Annotated in this window: 9 protein-coding genes; 1 reads left to right on the top strand and 8 read right to left on the bottom strand. The window is 64.7% G+C overall.

The genetic code is table 11. The annotated features are described in order from the left end of the window. Positions 1 to 166: 166 nt before the first annotated feature. The 4 genes from B3Z70_RS10375 to B3Z70_RS10390 form a co-directional block, all read right to left on the bottom strand. Positions 167 to 4144, bottom strand: coding sequence for a PIN domain-containing protein (locus tag B3Z70_RS10375; RefSeq protein WP_292045478.1), 3978 nt, complete (start codon positions 4142 to 4144; stop codon positions 167 to 169). A 284-nt stretch (positions 4145 to 4428) separates the two neighbouring features. After that, the gene (locus B3Z70_RS10380) at positions 4429 to 5919 is read right to left on the bottom strand and encodes a PIN domain-containing protein (protein WP_292045480.1); all 1491 of its coding nucleotides are present in this window, start codon (positions 5917 to 5919) and stop codon (positions 4429 to 4431) included. Next, entirely contained in the window at positions 5916 to 8135 is a 2220-nt protein-coding gene (locus tag B3Z70_RS10385) for a KAP family P-loop NTPase fold protein (protein ID WP_292021238.1), read from the bottom strand. The genes B3Z70_RS10380 and B3Z70_RS10385 overlap by 4 nt, the downstream gene beginning before the upstream one ends. Continuing rightward, positions 8132 to 8986, bottom strand: a complete 855-nt coding sequence (locus B3Z70_RS10390; protein ID WP_292045481.1) for a TIGR02391 family protein — start codon at positions 8984 to 8986, stop codon at positions 8132 to 8134. The genes B3Z70_RS10385 and B3Z70_RS10390 overlap by 4 nt, the downstream gene beginning before the upstream one ends. Positions 8987 to 9358: 372 nt before the next feature. On the opposite strand from B3Z70_RS10390, the gene B3Z70_RS10395 reads away from it, so the two are divergent. Next, a complete protein-coding gene (locus B3Z70_RS10395) occupies positions 9359 to 13453 on the top strand; it encodes a hypothetical protein (RefSeq protein ID WP_292045483.1) in 4095 nt (1364 codons plus the stop codon). Between the two features lie 161 nt (positions 13454 to 13614). On the opposite strand, the gene B3Z70_RS10400 is transcribed toward B3Z70_RS10395, so the two are convergent. The 4 genes from B3Z70_RS10400 to B3Z70_RS10415 form a co-directional block, all read right to left on the bottom strand. Next, a complete protein-coding gene (locus B3Z70_RS10400; RefSeq protein WP_292021232.1) occupies positions 13615 to 14181 on the bottom strand; it encodes a recombinase family protein in 567 nt (188 codons plus the stop codon). Between the two features lie 452 nt (positions 14182 to 14633). Next, the gene (locus B3Z70_RS10405; RefSeq protein ID WP_292045485.1) at positions 14634 to 15656 is read right to left on the bottom strand and encodes a TniQ family protein; all 1023 of its coding nucleotides are present in this window, start codon (positions 15654 to 15656) and stop codon (positions 14634 to 14636) included. After that, positions 15653 to 16498 (bottom strand): hypothetical protein, encoded by an 846-nt coding sequence (locus B3Z70_RS10410; RefSeq protein ID WP_292024272.1) that lies wholly within the window; start codon positions 16496 to 16498, stop codon positions 15653 to 15655. Before B3Z70_RS10410 ends, B3Z70_RS10405 begins: the two co-directional genes overlap by 4 nt. A 23-nt stretch (positions 16499 to 16521) precedes the next feature. Next, entirely contained in the window at positions 16522 to 18192 is a 1671-nt protein-coding gene (locus tag B3Z70_RS10415) for a Mu transposase C-terminal domain-containing protein (RefSeq protein ID WP_292024276.1), read from the bottom strand. Positions 18193 to 18995 lie beyond the last annotated feature (803 nt).

An 18995-nucleotide genomic window follows, 5' to 3' on the forward strand; every position in this document is an offset into this window, starting at 1 on the left:
TGACGGTGCGGGCATTATGCCCCTTTGAAAATCTCTACAACAACCCGTGTACGTTCAGTTGTTGAAGTGTTCTCGCGACATCCAAACGAAGCTGAGTATGGTCAAGGCCGACAACATTACGGATTGACACCCCCACTCGCCCATCATCAAAGTTTAACGCAACGGCTCATTCAAGGCTGTCTTCGCCGCTGCGTTGGATCCGCTCAAGTTCCAGCCTCACAGACGTCAAAAACTGGAAGATTTCTCCGATTACGACTTGGGCTGCTTCGCGCCCGGGGCGACGTAAAACCTCAAGCCGGGTGAGCCGCGTGGTCGACAGAAGTGCCGTTCTTGAGACCGGGATCAGAGTTTCGAGCCGCGTCCCAATCCGACTGCAAAGTGCGGAAACGACACCCTGGGGCGTCGGACGTCCGGCAGGTAGGCTCAGCCCCCTGATCACAGCACCCGCTGTTTCGCGCAGCGTCGACCGATCAGCATTAAACCATCCATAGACCAGCACCACGCTCCAGAGATTATATAGGCTCTCCGGATCGTTTCCCGCGCCCGTCGTGTGGTCGATAATGGTTCCGACATCGGCGTTCGTGACCGACCAGTCGGCCTGATCGATGATCGCGCCGACAAGCCAAGCCGGAACCATAGTGAATACGCTTTTAGCGTGGATAAAGGCCAAGGTCGCCTGAATGATCTGAGGTGTCGTCAAACGCCCCGCCTGAGCGGACGCCGCCACCGCGGCCTGAGACCACACCGCCGTGATCAGGCCTGCGGTTTCCGCGAGCAGCCGCATCGCGCGGTCGTCGCAGAGCAGGACGCGCCCCGGCACCTGAGCCGCAAAGACGGTGTCTACATAGGCGGGCGGCAACGACATGAAGATCGCCTGCGCCGCCTCGGCGATCGGCTGGATCGCCTCCGAGGGATAGATCGGCAAGGTCTCTGCGAAGGCCAGAATTTCCGCAGCCTCGTCTATCCTGGCCTTCTGATCCGCCTCGGTGCTTTCGAGGAGCGCGAACCTCTCGCCGACCGCCTGGAGCGAGCCGCCGCCGTTCCGGGCGGCCTCGACGCAATCCTCGTAGTGCGTCCGCAGCAGATCGAGCGTTCCTTGGACAAGACCGACTTCGTCAAAACCTGCAATAACATTCCCTACAATCCCCAGGCGCGCCAGACCATAGAGGGTGACCGGATCCACCACGGCAGACTTGGCCGCCGCCGCCCGTTCCACGCCGCCGACCGATTCCTCGACCGTGCCCACAGCGGTCATGAAGATCAGGTCGCGGCTCGCGCGGATCCCCTCCCAAACGTCGAAGGCCGATGTGCCGGTCAGTTGGCCGAGCACGGCGACAGGGAGCGCGCCGGACATATAATGCTGCTGCAGGGTCTCGCCCCGCGTCCGCCGGTCCCGCACGTCGTCGAGCAGCGGCCGCAGGCTTTCCATCGGGGCGTCGGGATCGAAGGTGAACTGGCCGAGCGTCTTGTCCGAGGGGAAGAGGCTTCGGAAATCGTTCAACGAGCGGAAATGGGCATGGAGGTATTTGTCCATCAGGCCCGTGACGGTGAAATAGGACGCGTCACGGCCCAGATTGGACAGCTCGATCCGGTCGCCAATCCGAACGCCCGTCAGCTGTTTGGCGAGATCGCCGTCCCAGGCGATCTCCTGGCGCTCTATACGGGGATCCGGCGCGGTTTCGAGCACATAGACCAGGGTGCGATCGCCCGCGACCTCTTCCAGGGTGACGGCCACGTCCGGTCCCGCGACCTCCGGCGTCGTCCGCTCCGCCTTGCCGGCGCGCCCGATGATGAACAGACCGAGCGTATAGGAGGTATGGATGCGCGGATTGCTGTAACCGGCGCGTAGGGCCCGATAGGCCAGAGGCAGAACACCGCCGTGGACACCGAGCCGATCCATGGTGCCGGCCAGGGTCATCAACTGTTCCGGCCGCCCCTCCAAAGTCGGCGGAACCTGTTTCAGCCAGTCGGCGACCTCGCCGCCGCGCCCGCTCCGCTCGGCGGCGTTGATCCATTTTAGGCGCAGTTCAAGGTCGAACGGTTCGACGGCCAGGGCGATTTCCAGCGAGGCCTTGGCCTTGGCCAGCAAACCCGAGCGTTCATAGATGGCGAAGCCGAGTTCGGCGTAAGCGGGCTGGCTGCGCACGGCGACCGGCAGGCGTTCGAACAGTTTGCGCGCCTCTCGGCGTCGATCCGCATTATAGAGCGCGACCAGTCGCCGTCGCAGCGGTAGGCTCGCCTTGTCGGGCGATGACACCGTCGCGTAGAGATCGGCCGCCCGAGAATAATCCCCGGTCGCAAACAGGGCTTCGGCGGCATGAAACCGGTCCCGCGGATCGGTGATCTCGTCGATCAGCCCCTTCAATTCCTCAAGCGCCGTGGCTCTCAGCGGCGCAGTCTCCGGCAGAAAGCCTACCGCTGCAGATCGAATGGTGATCGAGGCCGGATAGGCGCGCATCAGCCGTTCTGCGGTCTCCACCGTCTCGCCCAGACGGGCGGCACCTTCGATCTGCAGGCCCGCCGCCAACTCCTGAATACGCAGGGACGCCGTTTCGCGCTCCAGGGCGCGCGCCTTCTCCAGCCCCGCTTCGACGGCGTCGAGGTGGAGATCGGCCTGAATGGCCATTGCGCGATCTGTCTCCTCCAGGTCGTCCGGCGCAATGCGGTCGACGGCGCGCCTTACGCTGGCCCAATCGTCCTTGCGGACAGAAGTGTGAGCGTGTTGTCGCAGAAGGGGGGCGTAGTCCGGGACCGCCCGCAACCCCTCGTCCAGAACCGCTTCGCTGTCTTCCAAACGCCCGGCCACTTCGAGGACGGCGACGAGGTTCGACGCGACATGGACGCCGCGGATGACGTCCGCTCGGTCCCTCATGATGGCCCAAGCCCGTTCGAGCATTTCGACGGCGCGCTCGAAGCGCGGCGCCTCGCTCGCCAGGACATGATGGCTGAGAGAAATTTCCGGTGCGTCGAGCAAGGGACGCAAGCTGGTCTCCGCCAGTGCGGACAGGGAGCGCCAGTCCTCTGCATCCAACTCATAGGCCTGCTGCGCATAGGCTAGCGCAGCCTTGTGGTCTCCCAGACGCGTCGCCCGCACGGAGAGGCTCACGGCAATATGCACCTGTGAGCGCAGCGCCTGCGGGACTCTGGCTTCCACAGCCGATAGATCCATGGCGTCCGGCGCCGCGTCAATCAGGACCGAAACGGCCTGAACGCATTCCGCATCGCGCGCCAAGGCCGCCACAGCCTGCGCATAGGCCCCCTCGCGATCGCCGCCGACCAATCGGGCGGTCGCCAGGATCGCGATCGCGTTCGGCCATTCTGGATCCATCTCATAGGCGTCCTCGAACGCCTTGATCGCCTCGGAGAAGCGGCCGAGGTTCAACAAGGCCGAACCGATGTTCGCCCTCAACCGATACCGAGTGCGCATCGACACATCCGGCTCGAGTTCCGCTTCGAGGCGTGTGAGCGCCTTCAGCGCCGCCGCCGCGTCCCCATCGACGATCAGGGCGGCGATGACGTCGATCTTGCGACCGATCGGATCCTCGGCCGCCCCGGAATCGCGCCCGTTCCCCTCGACCACGGCCTCGAAGGTCGCCTTTACGACCTGCACCGCTTCCGTCAACTGGCTGCTGAGGAACTGGGTTGATGCGGCGATCTGATCTTCCACCGCCGTTGGGGCGAGATCGGGAAAATGCTTGCGGACGACGTCCAGATGATCGGTCAGGATCTGTTTGAGCGTTCCCCATCCCTGGACGCGGACTTCGAACAGGCCTTGCGCCTTATGGCTGCGGCTGATCTCGCGCGCGACGATCTGCAGGGCGGCGTCATCCGGCGCGCTGGTCGCCAGGATGAAGACCTCCAACGGGGGGATGAAGCGCTTCGCCTTTTCGATTTCGGCGAGGAGTTCCGCCCGTGTCAGTGCGACGCCGTAGTCGCCGTCCTTGCCCTTGCACTGCACCCCGGTGAACCGGTCCTCGACCCGATCCGTGCCATAGACATCGACGCCAGCCTGGGCCTGACCGCTGCGACCATTCAAAGCAGCGTCGCTGGTCCTCCAGGATCGCGCGTAAAGGTCGAAACACAGCCGCTCAAAATCCTGCCAGTTCGCAGGCGGCGGCAGGGCACGGCTCAGTACGGTCGTCATCTCTTCGCCCCCATCGCCGCCCTGAGGACGCCCCCGACCGCCTGCCAACGGGTCTGTAGCGGCCAGACAACGGGTCGGTCCCGATCACATCGCGGATCAGATTCGATCTTGTGTCGTCAACGAATCAGGGAGCGTCAATGGTGCCGGCGAACCTGCGCGGCAAGAAGCGCCCCAAGGGTCAGAGCAGCGTCGGGGCCGGCGCGCCGACCTCAGTCAGTTCGCGCCCGGACGATAGAGGCGAAGTCCAGGCCTCGTCGCCGGACGGCGGGTCGGGCGCGGTGCCTTCACCAGAGCCTGTGCGGAGAGCTTCGCGCACGCGCCATGGCGCGCTCGAAAGCGGCCACCCTCCGTTCGGCGTCCTCCTCCAGGCTCGCGTCGTAAAAGGAGAGCCGGAACGGCAGGCCGACCACCACGGGCCTGGAAAGGTTGGATGCGCTGAGCCGGGCCGTAATCATCCCGCGCAGAGGCGCCGCATCCTCACCAGCGATCTCGAACACGAAGCTTTCCGTGTCGCGCTGATGGCGCCAGGCACCGGCCTCCCAGGCCAGGAGGTTCGTCGGTGCGTCCCCCTCCCCGCGGGCATAGAACCGATCGGGTTTTCGCTGCGCATAGAGCGAGGCGAGGCGCGTCGTATCGAAACGCTGTTCCGGCCGGGCGAAATTCATACGGTTCAACGCGCCGAACATGAGGTCCATCCGCGTGGCCCGGGGGCGGGTCGGAGGAAAGGGGACATTCCGCTCCTCGCGACGTTTCTGCGCATCGACCTCGGCCACCGCACCGGTCCAGACCTCGGGGCGCGCGAGAAGGGCGTCGCCCTGGAGGTCGATCTCGATCAGGACGTCGCTGGCCGGTCTCGCGCCGTCGTTCGAGGCGCGGAGGCTGAGTTTCGGCCACGCCCGTCGCTTCAGCTTCAACAGGTGGAGATCTTCGAGTTGGCCTCGGGCCGTAACCCGCCACGCCTCATAGGCCGCATCATAGTCCTCGATCTGACGCGCCGTGAGATGGGTCGTGGCCGGATCGAACCTGTGTCGCGGCGCGGCCCGCTCGATCCGTCTCATCCAGTCCTCGACCTGATCCGGTTGCAAGGGGATGAAGCGAGGAAGGTCGCGCTCCACGCGCGTGAGCGCTGCGCCCGCCTCGTCGACGAAGGCGGCGCGCAAATCCGGTTCCGCCCGCGACAAGGCCAGATTCTCCGCCTTGAGCCGAGAGATTTCCTTCTGGGCCTCGTCGGTTTCCGCAGGCCGACGCCATTCCGGCGGCATCAGCATGAAGGGGGCCCCGAAATCATCCGCCCTTCCTGCGGCCAGGACATCGTCGGTCAGAAACAACACCCTCTCTCCCTGATCCTGCAGCCAGAGCACCTGATTGAGGATCGCCTGATCGCCGTGCGTCAGATCCAGACCGTCGCGAACCGCAGACTTGGTCTCCTGCCGCCCGATCCAGAGCCTGCGCGTCACCACCGGAGCGGCGCGCCGGATCGTGTCGGTTCTATCCGGGGCAGAAAGCAGGCCGCGGAGCGCGGCGCTGAAGTCGCGGGCGTATTTGGATGGCCGCCCGGTCTTGTTCTTCAGCCTGTCCAGCTCATCGACGACCTGACCGACGATACGGACCTCGATCCGGTCGACCCCGAAGCTCTCCCACGGTAACTCATGGAGCGACCGGCCATGGACCAGCACATTGCAGTCGGGAACGACGATCAGATCGCGCCGCTCAGCAGAAAGCCCCCCGGGGCTATCCGTCATATCGACCTCATCCGTGATCCCGCCCGCACTCATACGCCCTGCCCCTTCTGGATCCGGTCCTGGAACTCGACTGCTCGCTGGGCCTCTTCCAGATCATGCCCTCCCCCGATCCGGACCAGTCGTGCAGCGATGTTTTCAGGGTTGAAGAAGGCCTTGAGCAGCGAGGCCGAGATGAACAGATAGCCGCCCCGGGAACTCGACGTCGCCACCGTGCTCATCATCTCCAAAGCCTCGAAAAGGCCCTGGGTCCGCACCACCGACCGCCTCATCACCTCCACAGCCGCCTCCCCCGCCACATCCTTCCAAAGCCACAACAGGTTCACCACCTGCGGCCGTCCAGCCAGACCTTTGATGCGATGCCGAACCAAGCGCGCTGCAAAGGCGGCTAGAGCCTGATCCAATCCCTCGGGTGACAATTTCCGCGTGGTTTCGTCGATGTAGCGGTCCGTGAATTTGCCGTGAGCGAAACATTCGGCCCGCAGCTGGCCGGCGAGCCAACTCAGCGCCTCACCCTGTTTGACGCAGCTCAACATGATCGCGTCCATGTCGCCCTCCGCGGCGATCCGTCGCGCCAGCACCGGCGCGACCATGGCGGCCTCCCGCTCAATCTCGACCGTGAAGCCCTGCGGCGCCCGCACCATCACCACCTCGTCCATGATCTCCGCCAGAGCGCGGAATACCGCTTCGGCCTGTACGCCCGTCAGATCCACGCCGTCAGTGGTGCGGACCTGATCGAGAACGGCGGCGCCCTTTACGACGCCCGCGCCGCTTCTTTCGGCAAACCATGTCGCGAGAAGCCGCCCGACTTCGGCCACACCCGCTTCCGCAGCACCGACCAGGGCTTCGATATCCGACGGTCGCGCCGCCCCGTCAGAGAAATCGAGGGCGAAATACAGGCGCCAATGGTCCGGGCTGGATAGGCGTCGCGTGCTCAGAGCGCGATCCCGTTCGATATCGTCGCGATGGCCGTAAAGCTCCGCTTCCGCCTCGACTGCTCCGCTATGCGGCGGAATACCGGGAAGTCGCTGCGCGAGATCGCGCCTCACATCGTCGAACACCAGACCGTCTCTTTTCAGGGCTGCAACGAGATCCAACCGGCCCAGGCGCAGCAGCCCGCGTGAGCCCACAGGCTGGTGGCGCACGCCGGCATAGCGCCCCAGATAGCGCTCGATCCAACGATACAGAGCTGGATTGCCGACCTTGATCATCTGGATCCAGACGAAGTCGGCGGGATCGACCTTGTCCGCGACGGTGGGCCAGAGCAGTTGCAGGGCGTTGAGCGAGCGCACCACGTCGCGCGGCGTCTTCAGATAGCGATCCCCCTCCTGCGCCACGACCGTGTCCACCGCGGCGGCGGCCGCCGGGTCGTCGAAGGTCATCAAGGCCGCCAAGCCCGCCTGGAACCAAGTCCGCAGGCGATAGGCTTCAGGCAGCGGCACCTCGACTGTGACCTGGAGGATTTTTTCGAGGAAGGCTTCGCCGTCTGGCACGCGCGCCGAGGTCTCGATCCCGGCGGAGAGCACATGGCGGTCGTAGCAGAGCAGATAGACGACATGCGGGAAGTCGGCGACGGATCGAACCAGACGCAGCAATTCCAGGGCTTCGGACGGCTCGAGGCGATCCACATCGTCGATCGTGACGACAATGGTCCGCTGCAGATCGCGCAGCAGGCCGTCGATCCTGGTCTTCAACTCGACAAGCGAAGGGGCTTTGACGTCAGCGGCGACCTCGCTTACGGCCACGAGACCGGATCCGATCGCCCCGAGGCCCGGCACGAAATCGCCGCCCAGCTTGACGAGTTTCCCGACCCCGCCCAGGCGCGCGGCAAAGGCGCGCAGTTCCTTGCCCGCCGCCTCGGCTGCAGAAAGTTTGCCCCGCGCAGGGCCAGCTTCCTCGGCGCCAAGTCGCTCGAGCGCGTTGGCGAACTCTGAGAACAGCGCCTGCAACAGGGCGTCCCTGTCGCCGATCAGCCAGGGCCGAAACTCGATCACCGCCGGAGGTCGCTTCGCCCCGCCCTGAGCCAGTTGCTCCAACGTCAGACGCAGGAGGCTGGATTTGCCGGATCCCCAGTCACCCTCGACACCGATTACCAAGCCCTCGGGCGCAGCCTGGTTCAGGATAGCCCGGCTGAGCGCCGCCGCCACCTGAGAAAATCCGAGTCGGTCGTCCTGCGACCGCAGGAGCGGCCGGTCCCCGTCAAGCGTTCGCGTTTCGGGCTGTCGATCAATTGCAAACGGCGCAGTCGTCATGCCGGTCCCAAGTCGGCGACAGCCGCTGTCTCGACCGCCTCGGCCTCCAGCCGGAACAACTGGTTCAACAGCAGGAACTCGGCCAAGGCGGCGGGGTCCGCACCGGCCGGCCGATGCATGCGCGGATTGCGAAATGCCATGAAGGCGTTGGCGAAGAGCTGGGCCCGCCCCTCCCGTTCGGCCTCGTGCGCGACCGGCCAGCCGAGACGGCTATTGAAGGCTTCCCGAAACAGTCGCGCGCCATGACGATCGAGGCCGGACCGTCTCCGGACCGTGTCTTCCAGCAACCGGTAGCCGTCGACGAGAGCCTGATCCGGATTGGCCCAGAACCTCAGGGCCGAAGCCGCCAGCCGTCGATCCAGAATGGCGAAGGGCATCACCGCTGGCATCATCGCGACCCAGTATCCCTCGGTCACCCAGCGATGATGCCGCTCCTGGATATAGTCCGCCCATCGCGCCGGTCGAATCTCCTGAGCGAGGCTGAGCGTTTCGAGATCGCCGAGGGTCAAGGCCGCGTCGTCGATCCGGCTGATATAGTCGGGCTCCACAGCATGCTCGCTGATCGTCGCGCCATGAGCGACCAGAGCGCACAGCGCCCTGGACAAGGCGGTGGGGCCTTCTCCGCTGTAGCCGGACGTAAAGCCGGATTTGATCGCGATCAGGTCGTCGAACTCGGTCGAGAGCAGAAGCGCATGGCTGCCCACCGCCGACAGCAGGCGAACCTGACGGATCGCCGAGCGTCCCATCAGCAGATTGAGTACCGCATCCAGACAGTCCTGCGACACCCCCGCCACGCCGTGATAGGCGATCCCCGCAGGCCGCCCCCTGCGTCCCGGTCCAACCGACACCATAGACTGATCCTCCCGTTCTTTCCGGCTCCTGCGAAGAGGGCCCTCTCGCCGAGCGTCTCCCAACCGGAACGCGCAGGCCTGATCATTTAGACGTGAGTCGGCTCAGGGCCTTAGCAGATCGGACGAACCGCGCTATGCGATCTCGAACCGTGCGGACATTCCGGTCCGCTCCTTGAGCGAGAGCCGACCATCCCCGCCCGTTCCGACCTGAAGCGCACCTTTGAAACGGTCGATCCCACAGCGCCCGAAGAGCGCGACCTTCTGCGCTATCTGCGCCGCCGTAACGGCGAAATCCAGGACTGGGCCTGGCTTCGCCAGTCTCGCGTCGTCGTTCTCCTCAACGAAGCCGGCGCGGGCAAAACGGCCGAGCTGATGGACGAGGCGGCCCGCTCGTCGACCGACCGGCCGGGCCTGTTCATCCGTATCGAGCGGCTTTGCGCCCATGCCTTCGACGACGCGCTCGAATCCGACGCCGATCGCCAGATCGCGAAGAGGTGGCGGCGCGGCAAGACCGATTTGGTGGTGTTTCTCGACGCAGTGGACGAAGCCAAACTGCCGCGAGACCTGGACAAGAATCCGCTGCGCACGGCGATCCGAAGCGTCGAGGCGGCGGCCGGACGCGATATCGACCGTCTGCGCTTCGTCATCTCCTCGCGCCCGTCGGCCTGGACCACGGAGATGGAACTCGCCGAAGTCAAGCGCCTGACCGAGCGCTTCACGAGCCGAGGCCAGGTCGCCGACGGGGACGCGCCGCTGTCTCGGTTCGTCCGGCTCGACCCTCTGGACGACCGTCAGGTTCAAGTCCTCTGCGACCATGTTCAGGCGCCGACGACCTTTCTGCCGACCCTTTACGACTCCGGCCTCGCGCACCTGGTCCAGACACCGCTCGATGTCCTCGATTTCATCGAGGCGTTCAAGGCGGCGACGTCGGACGGCGCATCCGGCGGCGACGCCTTCGGCAGTCTGAAGACGGTCACGGACCGGGCCATCGAACGGCGCTGTCAGGATCACGGCAGTCCCACGCCCCGCAATATGATGGCCGTAGAGCGCACCCGTGAAGGCGCTCGCCGCCTCGCCCTCGCTTGCGTGCTCGGCCAGCAGCTGGTGATCCGCACCCCCGGAACCGACGGGGACGGGATCGATCCTCTCGCCGCCCTTCGCGACGACAGTCTCGCCGCCTGGTCTCGCCCAGAAGTCGACCAGTTGCTGGGCTCCGGCCTCTTCACCTCGGCCTGGCAGGGCGTCGTCCGCTTTCAGCACCGCCGCACCATGGAGCGGCTGGCCGCAGAGGCCCTGGACGCCCTGCTCGAGGCTGGCATGTCGATCTCGGACCTGGTTTCCGCAGTGACGCCGTCTGCCTTCGAGGTCACCATTCTGCCGGACCATTTCACCGAGACGGCCGGCTGGCTCGGGACGTTAAACGCGCGATATCGGCAATGGCTGGTCGAGGCGGCACCGACCATTCTCGTCGACGGCGGCGATCCGGCCAGTCTTCCGATCGCCACCCGTATCGCCGCGCTTGAAAGCCTCGTTCGCAGCTACAGCGAAGACGAATGGCGCGGCTATTATGTCCACCACAGCTTCCTCAGCCGCTTCATCGCGCCCGAACTGGAAGGCGTCTGCCCCCGATTGCTGGCTGAGGCCAAGGCCGATGAACCCCGGCGTATCCTCATCACCTTGATCTGGCTCGGGCGATTTCTCTCTGGTTTGCCCGCCGTCTACGCCGTGGTCGAAGACCGTTCGCTCACACCGGACATCCGCGCGGCGGCTCTCCGCTGCGCCTTCGAATTCGGCGAGGCGGCGGATCTGCCGCGCCTGCGCCTCGCCGCACTGCGGTTCCGACCCGATCCGGCGAATACGGACATCGAGGCCCGTCAGAGCGCCAATCGGTTCCGTCTCGTCGCCAGCGCGCATGCCCCGCCCGGCGCCCTATCGACGGCGGAACGGCTCGGCTTGATCAGCCGTGTGCTCCCGGCCAGACACCATTCGGGCAGCGAATACGCCAAGCCCCTGACCGAGGCCCTTGTCACGACCTGCGCGGCGGAACATCGGCTCCGACTGCGACGCTGGATCAGCCGCCTGAGCTGGCGTGACCAGGATCGAACCCTGTTCAGTTACGAGCCTCAACATTACACCGCCGCCGCACCGTATCTGCTGCCCTCGCTCCAGGTCCTGATCCTGCGGCTTCTGACGGAAACGCCCGTTCATCAGGGGGACGCAGAGATCATCGCGGATCTCGACCGCTTGCTCAGCGTCCGCGAGACTGGCGGAGGACCGCTCAGCGACACAGAAGGCCGGGCCGATCGCGACGCCCTGTTCGAGACCTTAAACACGGCGGCCACGCTTCGGGCGGCGATGTTCCGTCTCGCCACCGAAAAAGCCTCCGACGATCGCCTGAAGCAGGTGCATTTCGTCCTTGATCGCTACGTCAGTCGTCATCGGCGGGCCTACACGCCTGAAACCGCCGATCAGGACCTCGACTGGTTATCCGCGCTGTATCTGAGATCCGACGATCCCAGATTGCAGGTCGCGGCCGGGGCGGGGGCGGCCAGCGCCTTGAGGCTCGGCTCGAAAGCGGATTTCAAGCGCTGGAGCTGCCCCTTGATCAAACGGGCGCAGACCCTGGATGATCAAGCCACCCTCGACGCCCTTCGCCATCACAAACCCGGCCTAAAACAGAAGGCGCGCTGGTGGATGATGCGGCATCGACGCGACATCCCGTGGCTGAACCGCCATCAGCGTCGGCAGGCCCTGCGTGACCTGCGCTGGCGCCTCGCCCTGATCCAGCATTCTAGATCGGTCAGAGATGGCACGCGATCCGGTCTGATCTGGAACATGCTGGTCGTCGGCGCCCATGCAGGAACGGACCTCGCCAACGCCGTCAAACTCTATGGCGCACGCAACACGGAGCTTCTGGTCGAGGGCGTGAAGGCGTTCGCCCTGTCCCATGAGCCCTCGCCGCACAGATGGTCGTCTGCAGACCGGCTGGCGGTGATCGGCTGGCAGAGGATCGCCGCCGACGCGCCTTGGCTTCTAGAGGCCATCGACGCCGCCTCGGCCCGCCGCGCGCTCGGCGTCATGATCGACGAGAACAGTTTTCCGTCTTGGGCGAGCGAACTGGCCGAACGACATCTTGACGTCTGGTGCGGGCTTCTCGCCCCGCGCCTGAAGGCGGAGCTCGCCCGACGAGACAACGGTATGCCCTGGCATCCCGGATCACTGGCCCTCATTCGGCGCCAGTCGCCGGCTTTAAGCGCCCCTTTCGCCGTCCACGCGCTTACAGTGCTGAAGGCCGCCCAGGCTCCCCATCCCTATGCGATCGGCTACGCCGCCGCCCTCGTCGCATCCGACGCCGCCCTAATCCCCGCTCTGGTTCGCCTGGCGTCCAGACGGTTCCACGAACACATGTGCGAAGGTGCCGGCGCCTTCGCCAGCGACTGGTTGGCCGTATGGATGTCCCATGCCCCGGATGATGCCTGGGCCGCCTTCGAAGCCTATCGCACCCGCCCGTCGTCAACGCCCCTCTGTCGCGACGTCCTGATCGGCCTGGGCGAAGCCCCGCCCCTCGCCGCCGCGACGCCAAAGCTGCTGGCCGAGGTCGCTCTGGCCTATATGCGGCTCCTGCCGACGACCGAGGACGTCGACGAGGACAGCGACTACACCACCGGCCGTCGGCAGGCCGAACGTACGCGCGGCGCCATTCCCGGTCTGATCACGGACCACCCGACATCGGAGGCGCGTTCGATCCTCCAGGATCTCAGCCGCACGCCAGAGTTCGCCCCTCATCCCGGCTGGATCAGAAACCTCCTGAACCGTCAGGCCAGACAGGCGGCCGCGCCTCGGCCCTGGACCGAGGCCCAAACCGCCGCCTTCCTCGCCTGTTATCTGAAACAGCCCGCATCCGCGGCGGAGCTTCACGCCCTGATCGAACGCCATCTCAGGTCGATCCTCGCCGATCTGGCGACCTCGGAATTCGATCGACGGGGGCTTCTGCGCGACGCGACCGAGCACGACGTTCGCGCCTTCCTCGGCGAAGCGCTGCGCCAACGCGCCCGCGACTGGTACAGCGTCACCCAGGAAACCGTGACCGCCTCCGAAAAGCGGATGGACCTACGGATAGAAGGGCGTCCGAACCGCGACGAGGTGGTTGTCATTGAACTGAAGATCGCTGGCGCGAGCTGGAGCGGTGACCAATTGGTCGATCACGTCGAGACGCAACTCGCCGGGCAATACCTTCTCTCAAAGCGCGTCCGGCGGGGCATCTATCTGGTGCTCGACCTGGGTCGAACGTCATCATGGTCGATGAAGGACGGTGACAGGCTCGATTTCTCCCAACTCACCGTCAAACTAAGTACGGCAGCGGCCGCAGCTCAGCGAGCCCACACGCATATCGACGGCCTGACAATCCTAGCAGAAACCATCACCGTGCCACCAAGGTTGAAACGGAACCCACACATCAAGTCCTAAAGCCAGCTTCACTCCAATCCGTCGCATGATCGTGCCACGAGGCGCCGTCGAATTTTAAAGTGACTGTTTCTGCAACGCGGACATTACGAAGGTCAGCCATGAGTTGGGAGCGGACTAGCCTTTCTTTGTATGAGCACCAAGATGCGCTGCTGGGCCAAGGCCTATTCCGCTGTCCGAGCAGCTGCACGAATGCGGCTGATCATCGCTTCACTCACGTTGTATAGACGGGCCAGCTGAGCGGCGGTCCTACGCCCCGCTTCAAGGTTCTCGAGAATATCCGTGCGCTGCGTGGGGGTAAGCTTGCGCCGCCGCCCACCGACCCTCCCCTCCGCACGAGCCGCCGCGAGGCCGGCCGAAGTTCGCTCCCGGATCATCGCGCGCTCGAACTCGGCGAAAGCACCGACCATCTGCATCATCATCCGACCGGCCGAAGTAGTCGTATCAATCGCTTCTGTCAGAGACCGGAAGCCAGCCCCAGTTCCCTCGATCTTCTCCAAGATGTGGATCAGGTCTTTCAGGGACCGTGATAGCCGATCAAGCTTCCACGTCACAACGATGTCCCCTGGTCGCAGATGGTCGATCATACGGAGCAGTTGGGGTCGATCCCACCGCCCCCCGCTCGCGGCCTCCTCGAATATCCGCTCACACCCGGCATCTTTCAGCGCGCGAAGCTGGCCGGAGGTGGACTGGTCATCGCCTTTGGACACTCGGGCATATCCGATCAGCATCGGCGGCCTTTCAAAAACGGTCGTTTACGCAAGACGTGGCTGCCTCCCGCAGATGAACGGGTACGACCTTGCAATTACCTCTTGCGAATATCGTTCGCAAGGTAAGTGATTTATGCAAGCAGCGCGTGGCAAGCTTTGCCTTATCGCAGTGGATTGGTTGCTCTTCGAGATCTTTGGCGCCATCGTGACCATGCAAGCATCAACGCTGAGGATGGGCTTTGCAGGGCTGCGTCCTCACGCGCTGAATCGGCCGAGCGTTGGCTAGCTCCCGTGGTAGGGGCCGCCCGGTTCGCCGGGCGGCTAACCGTCATTAGGTGCTGTATCCGCCAACAATCCCGGCGCCGACGCGCTGAGTGGCCCAACATGCCTAGCGGCACGCCGGACATCGCGCCCTTAACGAACAGGCTTGAGCAGTCTGCGACGGTCTATGAAAGTGCGCACCTGCCGCGCGATTACGCCAGATTGGCCAGCGAACCGATCACGACAGCCGCTCCCATACGGCGTCTAAGATCAGCAGGCCACGCGCTTGCCCTGCGCCCCAATTGGTCTGCAGCGACCCCGTTCAAACGCGCTAACAAATAGAAAAGGTGATCGGCCGCTGCTCCATTCAAGCTTCGCTGATGGGTGACGCCAGGTCGGCGCACTAATTGATTCAACCAGGCCGGCGGCTCCTCATTCAGGGGCGGTGGCCGCGTCAATCCAGACAGGTATCGGAGCAGTGTCAGGCGGGTCGTCGCGGGAACGCCCCAAAGCGCCGCGAATGGGAGGCGAGTCGATCCAACGTGGTCCCCGCTGGCCGACAGGCCCAGCAGGTCACGCAACATTGGCGCCCCTTGCGCCTGCGGTCCGGTCCGGGTCATCAGTGCATCGGTGAGATCGAAGACGGCGCGGGCCATGGGCGCCCAGTCGACCCGCCCCGGGGACAGCAGTAGCCGGCCAAAGGCCAAATCATCGTCGCTCGCGGCCTCAGCTCCCAACAGATGGCCGGCGAACGGTTCGAAGCTCGTGTGTCCGTTCGCTAGCCTCATTTCGCGATCCCTGGGCCACGGCCGCAGGTAGACGGCATGCTCGAGGCAGATCAACGCCAAGGGCTGACACCAGTGCGCTAAAAGCCGGAGCATCCCTTGGGCACCGCCGGTCGTCAGGCAGGACGGACAGTACGCCCACCAATCCTCAGCGCTCAGCTTCGGCGGTTTTTCTGGCGTCAACCCGATCTCGCGCAGGCCGTCCACCACGTCGCTGGGCGCCGGCCAAGTCCGGCATGGCGCACCGACAGCGATGTGATGGAGGATGGTCTCGCCATAGCCAGCGTCAAACTCCGAAGCGGTGCAGCCTTGGAGCTGGACTAGCTCGGCTGCCGTGAGGTCGTGGGCATGGGCGACGCGACAGATCCAGGCCGACGGCGCTTCACCGGCAAAGGGGTCGGGCGCAGCCGGGTAACGCCCCTTGCGGTCGGGCAGATCCGGCGCGTTCATGAGCCCGTCCCTTTCGCTTGTCTGCGAGTTGCGATGCTAGAGAAGGGTGGCTCTGCTGCCCGCAAGGTGTCTGCGGTGATGTGCTCCGCGCCGGACTCGATGGCGTGGGCGGCCGCCGCCTTGAGCATCCCGAACACGCCGCCGGGCAGCCCTCGTGTGCGGCCGAACAGCACCGTCATCAGCTCCGGCGTCACCGGACTGGCTTGGCGCAGGGGATAGCGTCGTAACGCCGCTTCAACCACCTCGACGACCCACAAAGCCTGAGGCCAAGCCTTGAACTCGAACACCCGCGTTCGGGCCGCTAGGTCGGCGTCGCCAGCGAGCACACGGACATCCGGCGTGGACGATGTGAGGCCGAGGTGGAAGTCGCCGCGGACGCTGAGGGCGTGGAGATAGCGGACCAGTTGTTTAATCTGCTTATCAGGGAGTTGATCGACCTTGCGCACCAAGAGCAATCGCGTGCCCGCGTCGCGAATGGCGCGCAACGCCTGCTGCTCGCCCTCGATGCTGCTTCGAGGCCGCCTGCCCGCAGCCTCCAGCACGACGCTGATGAGATGAGTGAGCCGCGCCTCCGAGAAGGTCAGCAATCCATCGACAATCACGGCCCGTCGTTTCCGGCCGGAGCCCAGCGCGCCCCGTCGCTCGATCTCCCGAAGCACAGAGCCGACGCCACATAGCGGCGGCGCGGAGAGTAGCAGATGAGGTGGCCCGAAGACCGCCTCATCGTTGATCCGCCTCTCGCATTCGGCAATGTAGGTCATGGCGTCGGGCCACGGCACGAAACCGGACTCCCGCAGGAATGCCAAGCGGGTTCCCCTGCCCTCCAGAGCGATGTTGGCCACGTCCCGGTCCAGGTGAGAGAGATTCACTGGCTGCCCCCCATCAGACGGGTCCAGGAGCTCAAATTGTTCGGACCCTGGCCTGCCGGACCCTCGACGGCGGTTGTCATCAACGCCCTCTCGCGTTCGACGCGCTCGCCTTTGGTGAGCCTCAGGGCGTCCGTTTTGGCAGCTCGGCGGCGGACGATCTCGGTGATGATCATCCAGCCGCGCGCCGGGCCGAGCTCAAGAATCCGGCGGCGTCGCTGCTCGGCTTCGACCTCCCACAGGGATATGTGCGGACAGTCCGGATACCGGCTCGGCACCGGTACCCAGAGACCGTCCAAGTTCTGGACGAACACCCTCGACAGGTCATGCGGGTCGTAACGAAGTTCAACCTTCTCCACCATGTGGCGGCGAAGCTCCTGCAGGACCGGGCCGCAGTACTCCAGGGTGAACAACTGGACGCCTTGCCGCTGGATGGTGGCCCGGCGCCGGGGGAGGAAACTCAGATAAAACTGCTCAAGGTTGGCCGGCCAGCGCGGGGCGATCTCCTGGTCGCGGCACATCGCCTCCCAAGCCTGGCGGGGCGAACAGCCTAGCCCGCCATGCCGCCGTTCGTGATAGTCGAGAATCTGTTCGACCAGCCACTTTTCCAACTCCTCGATCGTCAGCGTCGCGTTGCCGGCGCTGTCGTACTTCTCCCGGTGGCGGATGTTGGAGAATGTGGTTCCAGGCAAGAAATGACACCGCGCCATCATGCTCCCAATGAGGCGCTCGATGTGGGCCCCGTCCCGTGGCTTGCCGATATCGCGCAGTTGCCGCTCAATATCGGAGTTGTCGCAGGCACGACGATAGGCGACGGACTTGGCGAATTCGGCCGCGTTGTCGGAGTGCAGGGCGACGGGGAGTCCGCAGATAGGCCAGTCGCCCGTTAACCCAAGCCGCTCTAGCAACGGGCCCTTCGCCTGTACCGCGCAAAGGAGCGCCATGGCGACGCTGCGGGCCCCGGGCTGGTCCCACGAGATGAAATAGCCGGCGACCATTCGGCTGGCGACGTCGATGATCAGCGTCAAGTAGGGCCGGCCCAGAACCTCGCCATCAATGGCGCTGACGAGGAGGACGTCGACCGGGGTGTGGTCGATCTGCCATCTCTCCATTGGCGCGCAAACGTCATAGCTGCCGGGCCGCAAGGTCAGGTCTTCCGCTTTCAGCAGTTCTCCTCGCCTGACCGCCACCATGTGCTGGTCAAGACGGTCGATCCGAGCTTGAACCGCCTTGCGGCTCACCGGCTTCAAGCCCTTCGCGTCGCAGGCCTTCTCGATCCGCCGCACCAATTCGGCCACCGAAATCTTCTGCTTGGTCAGGTAGTCTCGGTGCAGGACGGTTTGGATCGCGGCCTCGCGCGCGTTCGATAGGCAAGCGATACCCTGGGAGGGACCAGGCCGCCGTGGAAAGAGGTGAACGATTTCTCCGTCGAACTTCTTGAGCAACCGGTAGACCGTAGATCGGTCCATATCGAGTATGAACGCGGCCTGCTCGGTCGCGAGGCTCCGCGCCCGACTGCGGGGTTCAAGCCGTTGGATGCCCCTGAACAGCCCGGCGGCCTGGCGCCTATGAGCCCAGTCCTCTTCTGAGTAGATGAGCATTCGGTCGAATACCGGCCCGCCTTCAATTGCGTTGCTCAAGCCGTCGGATGAGATGATGGAATTGGTCATCGAGCCCTCCCTGGGGCTGGCCAAGCCGCTCGTGGGCCACGCGCAGCCGTATCCGGCCAGCGTAACTGCGCCGCTTGACATGATCTGAGATTGGGGGGAGGCTCAGTTGCTGGTCTGAGCCACGAAACTTTTGAGAGCCCCGTCGCGCCAACGACGGGGTTTTCGTTTTTCAGCCGCTGGGCATCGGTATCCTCCCGTGCAGGATGGACGTCGTCTGCGAGTATTCAATGGCAGGCAATCTCGCGCAATACTACGCCAAACTGTCGCGGGATCAGGCGGGCTGTCCACACGACTAGCATTTTATTGGTCGTGTAAAATTTATTTAGTAGATCGAATATTCTAAGTAACGTCTGGCAGATGCGAGGCTGACGTCGCGTCCACCACGATGCGAATTTGGCTATCCGGGCAGGAGATCGCCCGGACCGCCGCTGCCGTTATGCCTAAATGCAGTAATCGGGTGCGACAGCTTCGCCCAGATCGCAGATTCCGGCGCGGCCGGGCCTCGTGAGGCTGGCGAGCTTGAGTAATATCCAAGGCGGCGCAACTTGCCCCATTCATCGCCCGATTTACGCGAAGGCGGCTCGTCGCGCGATCCTGGCCACGACAAGCCGATGTTCAAGGAGCAGGGAACAGTCGACACGGCTTCGAGATTAGGAATCAATGCCCCGGAATCGCGGTGATCTGGAAAACCGACATTGTTGTCGGTTTCCCCAGTCGCTGCGACTCCCGCGCGACTCGTGGTACGCTACTGCCGGCCGAGACGGCCTGCGGTTCCACGACCTGCGCGGCACTGCCGCGACCAG

The sequence above is a fragment of the Brevundimonas sp. UBA6550 genome, from assembly GCF_002434505.1.
Taxonomy (GTDB): domain Bacteria; phylum Pseudomonadota; class Alphaproteobacteria; order Caulobacterales; family Caulobacteraceae; genus Brevundimonas.